This window comes from Capnocytophaga cynodegmi DSM 19736 (genome assembly GCF_000379185.1).
GTDB lineage: Bacteria > Bacteroidota > Bacteroidia > Flavobacteriales > Flavobacteriaceae > Capnocytophaga > Capnocytophaga cynodegmi.
Genome location: NZ_KB900708.1, coordinates 51,391 through 61,373, shown reverse-complemented (window position 1 = coordinate 61,373; position 9,983 = coordinate 51,391). Strand labels below are relative to the sequence as shown.

The following is a 9,983-nucleotide window of genomic DNA, read 5'->3' as shown; positions in this document are numbered from 1 at the left end:
ATTTTATTTTTAAATATAAATTTAGAATGAATATGAATTGATTGTTGTTTTTGCAAGTAGTGAAATGGAATCTTTTCCAAAGATTATAATAAATTTAGAATCAACAAATTTGGATATTATTTTTGTTTTCGCTGATTTTTTCAATACATTTGCAAAGCACTAAAAATAAAGAAAATAATGATTCTGTCCGATTTAAGCCAAAGTAGCCGTTATGAGGGTTTGCACTCTGCTTTTCCGAAGGTTTTTCAGTATGTGAAAAGTCATGATTTGTTAAACGCAGAACTGGGGAAAATAGAAATAGATGGCGATAAAGTTTTTATAATTAATTCAGAACCTGAATGCCTTTCTAAAGAAAATCAAGTACTTGAGTATCATAGGAAGTATTTGGATATTCATATTCTTCTTTCTGGTGAAGAAACTATCGGCTGGAAGAATTTGGCTGATTGCAAACAGGAAAAAAAAGCTTTTGATGAGGAAAATGATTATGGACTTTACGAAGATAAACCAACAACTTACATTACGCTAAAACCCAATCAATTTGCGATTGTATATCCTGAAGATGCTCACGCCCCGATTATTGGCGAAGGTAAAATTCGGAAAATGGTAGTGAAAATCAGTGTGGAATAAAAGGCTTTAAGCATAAGGATATGAAAGTTATTTCACAAATAAAGGAACCTATCCGCCAAGAGATGGAGCTTTTTGAGCAGAAATTCCGCGATTCAATGTCCTCTCGAGTGGCATTACTTAATCGGATTACGTATTACATTGTTAATAGAAAAGGCAAACAAATGCGTCCGATGTTTGTGTTTTTGGTGGCGAAAATGGTTTCTGGTGGTAATGTGGAAGAACGTACATATCGTGGAGCCTCTGTAATTGAGCTTATTCATACGGCAACTTTGGTTCACGATGATGTGGTTGATGATAGTAATAAACGTCGTGGATTTTTTTCGATAAATGCTTTGTGGAAAAACAAAATAGCCGTTTTGGTTGGTGATTATCTGCTTTCCAAAGGATTGTTGCTTTCAATTGATAACTCTGATTTTGATTTGCTTAGAATAATTTCGGTTGCGGTTCGTGAAATGAGTGAAGGAGAGCTTTTGCAAATAGAAAAAGCTCGTAGGTTGGATATTGTTGAGTCCGTTTATTATGAAATTATTCGTCAGAAAACAGCTACATTGATTGCTGCCTGTTGTGCTATGGGTGCGTGTTCTGTAATTCCAGATGATGAGGAGACTATCGAAAAAATGCGTCTTTTTGGAGAATATATCGGAATGGCTTTCCAAATCAAGGACGATTTGTTTGATTACACAGAAGAAAGTATCGGTAAACCAACAGGAATTGATATTAAAGAACAAAAAATGACGCTTCCTCTTATCTACACATTGAATACTTGTACGGAAAAAGAGAGAAAATGGATAATAAATTCTATTAAAAATCATAATAAAGACAAAAAACGCGTTCGGGAAGTTATCAATTTGGTGAAAGAAAAGAATGGACTTGCTTACGCTCAGGGAAAAATGCGTGAATTTCAACAAAAAGCTTTGAAAATTCTTGCTGAATTTCCTGATTCGGAGTATAAGAACGCACTAATACTGATGGTGAATTATGTTATTGACCGAAAGATATAATTATACAAATAAAAAGAGCCTAAAATTCAGGCTCTTTTTATTTTTGAATTCAATTTTAACTATTCTCCAAGAATTCTAAACTCTGTTCTTCGGTTTTTGTGATGCTCTTCTTCTGAACATTGAACTCCGTTAGCACATCTGTTAATCAAACGAGATTCTCCGTATCCTTTTGCGATCATTCTTGAACGTTGAATACCTTTGTTAGCTAAGTAGTTAACAACAGCATTTGCTCTCTGTTGAGAAAGAGACATATTGTATTGGTCGTTTCCTCTTGAGTCTGTGTGTGACATAATCTCTACACTTGTGTTTTTTCCTCTTAACAAAGGTAATAACATATCATCAATAACTTTTTCAGAAGCTTTTGTTAACTTAGCACTATTGTACTCATAAAGAATAGGCAACAAAGTAGGTTCTAATAACTTACAATCAACCTCTTCCCAAACAGTAACACCTCCTTGTTTAACTAAAACTTGTTTAGTTATGGTTTTGTGTTCAGCAGGAACTTCTACTTTGCGAGTTGTTGCTGGTGAATCAATTACTTCACGTTTGATAGTGGCGTATTCAGCAGGAATTTCAATTTCTTCAACACGAGCAGGAGTTTTGATTACCTGACGTTTGAAGTTTGCTGATACAGCAGGGATTTCACTCTCAGTTGTGTGAGCATCTTTTGTTAATGTAACGATGTTAACACTTTCAAAACGAGCTGGTCTTTCAACAAAACACGCAGTAACACAAGCGTCTTTATTAATTGAAGGACAATTGTCAAGATGTTTGTATTCCCACCCTGAAGTTTTAGGGAATACTTCAATAGTTTTTACATCATTTCCAAAAGCAGCAGGAACAACTTTCAAAATACTTCCTTGTTCTTTTTTCTCGTAAGGGACATCGACTGTTTCATAAACAGCAGGTACGTAAACCAACTTTTTGCTTGCTTCTTTTACAAGAACACGTTCTTCAATGGTTTTGTACTTAGCAGGAACTACCTCTAATTTGCTGTACGCAGGAGAAATTTCGATAGTTTCTGTTTCTTCGCGGAATTCATCCTTTGTGATACATTTAACGTAGCACTTTCCTGGGGCAGGGTTTGCTGGTAAATCTTGGGCACACACATACCCACCAACCGATAAAATAGCAATTAAGCTCAGGGTTGTCTTTTTCATATGAAAAAAATAATTATTGGTTTAAAACATTAGCAAAAATACAAATTAATATCACATCTAAAAAAAATTAACAATACTTTGGCTTTTTTTATATATGTTGAGAGGAATTATGTTAAGAATTTGTTTGTAAAAGAAAATTCGAAGATGAGTTGAATTGTGTTTTTGCAAAGAAAAAAGATATGTTTGCTGCTTATCAATTATTTACTACCTTTGCACCTATGCAGGAAAAGAAGGACATACGAGCATTAAGTAAAAGTGAGTTGCGTGAGTTTTTTGAAACGAACGGAGACAAAGCTTTCCGTGGAGATCAGGTATATGATTGGCTTTGGAGCAAAGGGTTGCACTCCTTTGATGAAATGACCAATTTACCAAAAAAAACTAGAGAGATGCTTGATAATAATTTTGTTATCAAACATATTGAGGTTGATATGATGCAACGCAGCTCTGATGGAACAATCAAAAATGCGGTTCGACTGCACGATGGATTATTAGTTGAATCTGTTTTAATCCCTACTGAAACACGAACAACTGCTTGTGTATCAAGTCAAGTTGGGTGTAGTTTGAATTGTACTTTCTGTGCTACAGCTCGTTTGAAACGTATGCGAAATCTGCTTCCTGATGAAATTTTTGACCAAGTAAAAGTGATTGATAGTCAAAGTCGTATGTTCTTTAACAGACCGCTTTCCAACATTGTTTTTATGGGTATGGGAGAGCCTTTAATGAATTACAACAACGTACTGGCTGCTATTGAGAAAATTACTTCAGAAGAGGGGTTAGGAATGTCTCCTAAACGTATAACAGTCTCAACTTCAGGAATTCCGAAATTAATAAAAAAAATGGCTGATGATGATGTTAAGTTTAAACTTGCTGTGTCATTGCATTCTGCTATAGACCAAGTGCGAACATCTATTATGCCCTTTAATGAAAAATTTCCGTTAACCGAACTTCGTGAAGCTTTGGAATACTGGTACAAAAAGACAAAGAACAGAATCACTTATGAATATGTGGTTTGGAAAGATATCAATGATAAGAAGAAAGATGTAGAAGCGTTGATAAAATTCTGTCGTTTTGCTCCTTCAAAAGTAAATCTTATAGAATACAACCCAATTGGGGAAGATGGTTTTGCTCAAGCGGATAGTGCAGCTATTGAAATGTATCAAAATATGCTGGAAGAAGCAGGGATTACTGTAACAGTTAGAAAATCAAGAGGAAAAGATATTGACGCTGCGTGTGGGCAACTGGCAAACAAAAAAGTCAAGAACTAAAAGATAGTAATCAATTATTTCAGATAGTTTGGCTCAAAGTAAGCAATATCTTCAAAAGTTTTGTTTTTAAATTTTTCAAGAGCGTGTATAATCATATCTCTTGCTTGAGGGTAGGCGTTTTTTACAAAAACTGCGTTTGGATTGTCACAGATTTCCGAAAATTTATCTACACCATCACCTAAAAAAATTACTTTTCCTTTTGAGAGCCACTCTGCGTAGCTATTCTTATCCAGAATTTTGGCTTCAGTTTTTTCAATTTCATTGAAATTTCTGTCAAAAACAGCACTATACACTTCCATACGTCGAGCATCTATCATAGGGATAATGATTTCATTATCTGTTACTTGTGAAGCTAAAATTTGAAGTGTTGAGATGGCAATTAATGGTTTATTTAAGGCGAAACATAATCCTTTAGCTGTCGAAATACCAATTCGTAAGCCTGTGTAGGAGCCAGGTCCTCCGCTTACAGCGATAGCATCAATTTCACTGAGAGAAATCCCCGCTAAACCGACTACTTCATTTATGAAAACGTGCAAACTTTCAGCGTGTGTGAATTTCCCTTTGTTTTCGGTTCTTTCAGCCAGAAGAGTGCTATCTTTTGAAATTGCTACGGAACAATTTAAGCCAGAGGTTTCTATACAAAGAATTTTCGTCATAAAGTCAATTTTGAAAATGTTTCGGAAGAATTATTTTTTTGTTTTTCCTTCAATAACCATTACAATTTCGCCTTTGGGTGTTTTTTTTTCGTAATATTGTGATAATTCTTCAAGAGTTCCTCGCTGCGTTTCTTCGTGTATTTTTGTGATTTCCCGAGAGATAGAAGCTCTTCTTTCTTTTCCAAAAACGGAAATAAAGTCGGAAATAGTTTTGAGCAATTTATGAGGAGAAACATAAAAAATCATTGTTTTCTTCTCATCAGCAAGAGAGGATAAGCGGGTTTGTCTCCCTTTTTTGTCTGGCAGAAAGCCTTCAAAAACAAAGCGGTCATTCGGCAAAGCACTATTCACCAACGCGGGGACAAAAGCTGTAGCTCCAGGAAGGCATTCTATATCAACACCTTTTTCAACACACTCTCTAACAAGCAGAAAGCCAGGGTCGGAAATAGCTGGTGTTCCAGCATCTGTGATTAAACCGATGTTTTCTCCACTTATAATTCGTTGCACCCAATGCCCAACCACTTGATGCTCATTGTGCATATGATAACTTTGCATTGGTGTGGAAATCTCGTAGTGTTTTAGGAGTTTAGCACTTGTTCGAGTGTCTTCTGCAAGTATAAAATCAACTTCCTTTAAAATACGTAAAGCTCTGATAGTGATGTCTTCCAGATTTCCAATAGGAGTAGGGATGAGGTAGATTTTACCCATTAAACTTCAAACCGTTTAAGCATTAAACCTAAAAATCGCTCCTCGTAATCTTCTTTTCCTCTCCAGTGATTATAGATAGGCTTTATTTCTTGCTCTATGTAAAGTGCAATTTCCTCTACGCTTTGTAAGTCATTAATGTGTTGAACTACAGCGTTGTATTCACTTTCACTTCCGAAAAATAATTGACGAATAAACGCAAGTCTGTCATTCAACCCAATTTGAGCAGTTTTTCCGAGATGGTCATTTAATGAAGAAGTTTTTGTGGTCTCTGCTTCCTCTTTTTTCTCAAATACAGGATGTTGTGTTTGAGAGATGAAATCCTCTAGAGACTGACCTTTGTTTCCTTGTTTTGCCTCTGATTCTTTATATGCTTCAGCAACAGGCTCATTATGAGTGTGTTGATTTTCTGCTTCTTGGTTAGCGTGTGCCTTTTGAACGATATCCTGATAAGCCTTGTAAGCAGATGTTTTATGTGACTCAGTAGAAGTATAACTTGTTTTTACTGCGTGGCTTTCTTCTTTTTTTTCTGTATCAGTAGGTGTTTTTTCTGTTTGAGACAGAACGATTTTCTGCACTTTAGTTGTTTCAACAGGGAGGTTGAAGATGTCGTTTTCATCTTGTTCCTCTTCTATGAAATCTGCAACTTTCTTCATTGTGTATTGTAAACGGTCTTCCGAGGAGCCAACAGAGTTGTAATATTTCTCTACAAAATTTAAAATTGAAACCTTTTCCAATAGTTTTTCCAATTCTTTTTTTAAGTCAGGCAGATCCAAATTATCTTTTGTTGAGATAATATTTTGTGCTAATTCCTGTAATTCTTTTTCTAGTTGCTTTTTCATAATCTCAAACATAATAGTAAATAGGCTCCAAAGGTATAAAATATTATTTTAAAAACGAAAATTCATCTGTGAAATCTATAAAAAAGGTAGATTCGTAAAGGGTTTTTGTAATATATTACATTCATTAAGTGTAAAAAACATCATTATTTTTGTTTGTTCTAAATAAAAATAATATCTTTGCCTTTGAAATTTTAATTTTTATTTAGTATGAATAAATATATTTTATCAGCTCTTTTGATGGGAGCATTCGTGTTTGGAGCTTGTAATAAAGATGAGAACAAGCCAATAGAACCGCCAATTGTTAATAATGGTAATAAGGAAGTTAAGGATTTAGATGCTTCTAAGTCAGATGCTTGGGTGTATTTTTCTTTTTCAAAAGGAAGTGAAGTGCCTATTACTGAACCCGCTACAGACCTTTCGTGGGATATAGCTTTCAATCGCTATAATATTAAGACTAATGGAGGAACTTCAGGTAAAGGACAAGCAGGGGTGGTAAATACGAACACTAAGGAATTTGATTCAGTAAAAGAATCGCCTACAGAGGGTTACGTGGTAGATACAGAAGTGGTAAGTTCTCCACGTCCTGGTCAAGAGCCTGTTACCATTTCAGTCAATTCTGTTATTACAGGAACAGTAATGGTGAAAGAAGCCAAAGGATGGTGGAATTATGCTCCACCTGTTCCTCCAGCAACTACACCCACACAAGAAATTACGAAATGGGTTTATGTTGTTAAAACTGCTGATGGTAAGTTTGCTAAGATTCAACTAACGGGATATAATCACAGCAAAACCGACAAATCTGGTTTTCTGACTTTTACCTACAAATATAGTACTGACGGAAAATTTTAATGCAATGAAAAGATTTTTTATTACAGCAATTCTGGCAGCTACAGGTGCATTAATATCTTGCCAAAAAGATGAGGTTAGCAAAAAAGAAGAAAAAGAAACTAAATTAACAGAAATAAAAAATTTAGATGTTACTACCTCAAAAGAATGGACGTATTTTTCTTTTGAAAAAGGGACTGTTGTTCAGGTTACGAATCCGAAGGAAGGTACTGATTGGGATATCGCTTTCTTTGAATATTATGTGAAAACTAACGGAGGCGAATCAGGAAAAGGAAAAGCAGAGGTCGTTTTGGTTGAAAATAAAGAATTTGATGCAGTAAAAGAAGCTCCAACTACGGAATATGTTAAGGATACACAAGGCACAATGAGCTATGGGAATTATCCTAATTTAGTGAGCAAAGAAGATACATTTTCTGCTTTAATGTCAGGTGGATTTGAAACAAAAACAGGCTTTGTGAGTCTTTCTCCTTCCAATTTAGGCACTTGGCCTAGTGTGTATGCACCAACCAAGCGAGTGTATGTAATTAAAACTGCTAATGGGAATTTTGCAAAAATTCAAGTTACGGATTTTTACAATGATAAGGCAAAGGCAGGTTATTTGACTTTCAGATATGTAACAAGTCAGGACGGAAAATTTTAATTCAAATTTATGAAGTAAAAGTCTGCACAGGGCGGGAGAATTTTTCCGCCCTTATATTTATAGCTAACACGATGAAATTAATTTATTTATCACTTCTATCTTCTTTATTTATAACCAATTTGTTTGGACAATATTCTATTTCAGGAAAAATAATGGATTGTCAAACTAATAAGGGGGTTTCAAATGTTTTTGTAGAAATACAAAATGTTGACAGAAAAGCCGTGTCTGATAAAAACGGAAATTTTGTTTTTCACAATATGCCCAAAGGGAAGTATATTCTTTATATAACCAAAGATGGCTTCAAGGGTGCTTTTGCTTCAATTCATTTGACAGAAAAAACAAGTAACCTCACACTTTCCATTTGTAAGGATAAAGATATCGAAATAGATGAGGTTATTGTTACAGCTACTCGTACTCCCAAAAATCTTAAAAATGTGCCTATTACGGTTCAAGTGATTACTTCTGAAGAAATTAGAAAATCACAAGCTACCGATTTTCAGAATTTTTTAGAAACTGAATTTTCAGGAATTAATTTTACATACGATGGTGGAATGCCCAATATCAATATGATGGGATTTGGCGGAAAATACGTTCTTTTTCTGATGAATGGAGAACGAATGGCTGGTGAAACTTTTGATAATATTGATTATGACCGCATTGACCTTGATAATATTGAACGAATTGAAATTATCAAAGGAGCTTCCTCTTCGTTGTATGGTTCAAATGCTTTGGGGGGAGTGATAAATATTATTACTAAAGAGGCTCGAAATCCTATCGATATTTCCGCGAATTATCTTTATGATACAAGTCAGGATCACAAAATTAACTTTTCAGTAGGAACCAGACAGAAATGGGGAAGTTTGGGTGTAGCTTCTTTTTATAAACAAAGAGAACCTTATATTCTGAAAGATACAAATCCTTTGAGAAGAATCTACAATGACGGAAGTGTTAAAGAGTCTGAGCTTTCTCAGATGAATGTCGCTGGATTTACTAATTATGGTGTATCGCCAAAGCTGAAATTTAATGTTGTGCCACAGAAAATGACTTTTGAACTTACACCAAGTTATTATTTTAGTGAAAGAAACAGTGGAACACAAGCAGCCGAAAAAGTACGTGACCATTACCACAATTACACAATGGGAGCAAAAACAGATTTTTCGTTCACTGAAAATAAAACACTCAGTTTGTCAGGAGCTTTTGACCAATATGAAAAATCAAATTATTACAGATTGCTCAACGAAAGAGAGAAAAATTACGAAAATACAATCTGGCGAGTTGCAGCTCAATATAATCAAGCCATAAGGAACGAACATACTTTCGTAGCTGGAGGAGAAATTTTTTCAGATAAATTACTCAGTTTCCGATTTAATAGCAAAGGAACAGAAGCTATGGAAAGTGCCAAAAGTTATACGCTATTTGCACAACAGGATTGGATTGTTAGCCCAAGTTTTACTTTAGTTGCGGGTCTTCGTATGGATTATCATTCATTTTTCAAAGAACATTTTACGTATCGCCTTTCAGGAATGTACAAAGTAAAGGATTTAACATTCAGGTTAGGATATTCCACTGGGTTTCGTTCGCCTACTCTTAAGGAGTTGTATACCAATTGGTTTCATCCTTGGGGAGGAGGTTTTCAGATAATGGGAAATAAAAATCTAAAACCTGAAAGTAATAACAACATTAATTTTTCAGTAGATTACAATACTAAAAAATGGAATATAACTGCAATGACGCAAGTTTCTGTAATGAAGGATAAAATTGATAATGACTGGAATAGCTCCCGAGACACGATTCAATATACCAACTTTAGTGGAAAAACTCGCATTATTGGTTCCGAGCTTTCCGCAACATACCGATTGAGTAAGTCGTTGCGAATCAAAGGTTCGTATTCTTACTATGATATAGAAAAGAGAAAATCAACTAACCGACCTCATACATTCACTTTTAAAGCTGAATATATTCCGAAAGCAGATGCAAAATATGTTCCCAACGTTATCCTAAGTGGAAAATATGTAAGCTCATCTAAATTATACGATATTGATAATGATGACAGAAGTTTTTACATACCTTATGAAAGTTATGTGATATGGCGATTACAAACTTCCATTCGTTTGCCGTATTATTTTACGCTCAATGCGGGGATTAACAATCTGTTTGATTATGTAACTAAAACGGCAAGTTTTTATTCGAGCATTTCGCCAGGTAGAACGTATTTTGTTGGGCTGAAATGGTCGATTTAGC

General features: G+C 34.8%; 10 protein-coding genes. 6 read left to right on the top strand and 4 right to left on the bottom strand.

Going from position 1 to position 9,983, the window contains the following annotated elements:
* The first annotated feature begins 177 nt into the window (after positions 1–177).
* Together YW9_RS0103890 and YW9_RS0103885 are read left to right on the top strand one after the other, a co-directional pair.
* Entirely contained in the window at positions 178–627 is a 450-nt protein-coding gene (locus YW9_RS0103890; protein ID WP_018278878.1) for a YhcH/YjgK/YiaL family protein, read from the top strand.
* A 20-nt stretch (positions 628–647) separates the two neighbouring features.
* A complete protein-coding gene (locus tag YW9_RS0103885) occupies positions 648–1,628 on the top strand; it encodes a polyprenyl synthetase family protein (RefSeq protein WP_018278877.1) in 981 nt (326 codons plus the stop codon).
* Positions 1,629–1,687: 59 nt separating this feature from the next.
* Here YW9_RS0103885 and YW9_RS0103880 read toward each other — a convergent pair whose 3' ends face one another.
* On the bottom strand, positions 1,688–2,788 hold the full coding sequence (locus tag YW9_RS0103880; protein ID WP_018278876.1) for an OmpA family protein: 1,101 nt from the start codon (positions 2,786–2,788) through the stop codon (positions 1,688–1,690).
* A gap of 218 nt (positions 2,789–3,006) precedes the next feature.
* On the opposite strand from YW9_RS0103880, the gene rlmN reads away from it, so the two are divergent.
* Positions 3,007–4,053, top strand: coding sequence for a 23S rRNA (adenine(2503)-C(2))-methyltransferase RlmN (rlmN, locus tag YW9_RS0103875; protein WP_026193791.1), 1,047 nt, complete (start codon positions 3,007–3,009; stop codon positions 4,051–4,053).
* A 14-nt stretch (positions 4,054–4,067) separates the two neighbouring features.
* On the opposite strand, the gene tsaB is transcribed toward rlmN, so the two are convergent.
* The 3 genes from tsaB to YW9_RS0103860 are packed head-to-tail and all read right to left on the bottom strand — an operon-like array spanning position 4,068 to position 6,256.
* On the bottom strand, positions 4,068–4,709 hold the full coding sequence (gene tsaB / locus YW9_RS0103870) for a tRNA (adenosine(37)-N6)-threonylcarbamoyltransferase complex dimerization subunit type 1 TsaB (protein ID WP_018278874.1): 642 nt from the start codon (positions 4,707–4,709) through the stop codon (positions 4,068–4,070).
* Positions 4,710–4,739: 30 nt separating this feature from the next.
* Positions 4,740–5,417, bottom strand: a complete 678-nt coding sequence (gene rsmI / locus YW9_RS0103865; protein WP_018278873.1) for a 16S rRNA (cytidine(1402)-2'-O)-methyltransferase — start codon at positions 5,415–5,417, stop codon at positions 4,740–4,742.
* Positions 5,417–6,256: a hypothetical protein gene (locus YW9_RS0103860; RefSeq protein WP_026193790.1), complete on the bottom strand. Its 840-nt coding sequence runs from the start codon at positions 6,254–6,256 to the stop codon at positions 5,417–5,419. The genes rsmI and YW9_RS0103860 overlap by 1 nt, the downstream gene beginning before the upstream one ends.
* Before the next feature lie 207 nt (positions 6,257–6,463).
* Between YW9_RS0103860 and YW9_RS0103855 the strand changes: the two genes are divergently transcribed.
* The 3 genes from YW9_RS0103855 to YW9_RS0103845 all read left to right on the top strand — a co-directional run bounded on the left by YW9_RS0103855 (position 6,464) and on the right by YW9_RS0103845 (position 9,982).
* Entirely contained in the window at positions 6,464–7,105 is a 642-nt protein-coding gene (locus YW9_RS0103855; protein WP_018278871.1) for an HmuY family protein, read from the top strand.
* 4 nt (positions 7,106–7,109) lie between these two features.
* The gene (locus YW9_RS0103850) at positions 7,110–7,742 is read left to right on the top strand and encodes an HmuY family protein (RefSeq protein ID WP_018278870.1); all 633 of its coding nucleotides are present in this window, start codon (positions 7,110–7,112) and stop codon (positions 7,740–7,742) included.
* A gap of 71 nt (positions 7,743–7,813) precedes the next feature.
* Positions 7,814–9,982 (top strand): TonB-dependent receptor, encoded by a 2,169-nt coding sequence (locus YW9_RS0103845; protein ID WP_018278869.1) that lies wholly within the window; start codon positions 7,814–7,816, stop codon positions 9,980–9,982.
* Position 9,983 lies beyond the last annotated feature (1 nt).

What these genes read in the sequence shown, in the direction of transcription:
- YW9_RS0103890 (WP_018278878.1), top strand. Translation starts at nt 178, where the DNA reads ATGATTCTGTCCGATTTAAGCCAAAGTAGCCGTTATGAGGGTTTGCAC.
- YW9_RS0103885 (WP_018278877.1), top strand. Translation starts at nt 648, where the DNA reads ATGAAAGTTATTTCACAAATAAAGGAACCTATCCGCCAAGAGATGGAG.
- YW9_RS0103880 (WP_018278876.1), bottom strand. Translation starts at nt 2,788, where the DNA reads ATGAAAAAGACAACCCTGAGCTTAATTGCTATTTTATCGGTTGGTGGG.
- rlmN (WP_026193791.1), top strand. Translation starts at nt 3,007, where the DNA reads ATGCAGGAAAAGAAGGACATACGAGCATTAAGTAAAAGTGAGTTGCGT.
- tsaB (WP_018278874.1), bottom strand. Translation starts at nt 4,709, where the DNA reads ATGACGAAAATTCTTTGTATAGAAACCTCTGGCTTAAATTGTTCCGTA.
- rsmI (WP_018278873.1), bottom strand. Translation starts at nt 5,417, where the DNA reads ATGGGTAAAATCTACCTCATCCCTACTCCTATTGGAAATCTGGAAGAC.
- YW9_RS0103860 (WP_026193790.1), bottom strand. Translation starts at nt 6,256, where the DNA reads ATGAAAAAGCAACTAGAAAAAGAATTACAGGAATTAGCACAAAATATT.
- YW9_RS0103855 (WP_018278871.1), top strand. Translation starts at nt 6,464, where the DNA reads ATGAATAAATATATTTTATCAGCTCTTTTGATGGGAGCATTCGTGTTT.
- YW9_RS0103850 (WP_018278870.1), top strand. Translation starts at nt 7,110, where the DNA reads ATGAAAAGATTTTTTATTACAGCAATTCTGGCAGCTACAGGTGCATTA.
- YW9_RS0103845 (WP_018278869.1), top strand. Translation starts at nt 7,814, where the DNA reads ATGAAATTAATTTATTTATCACTTCTATCTTCTTTATTTATAACCAAT.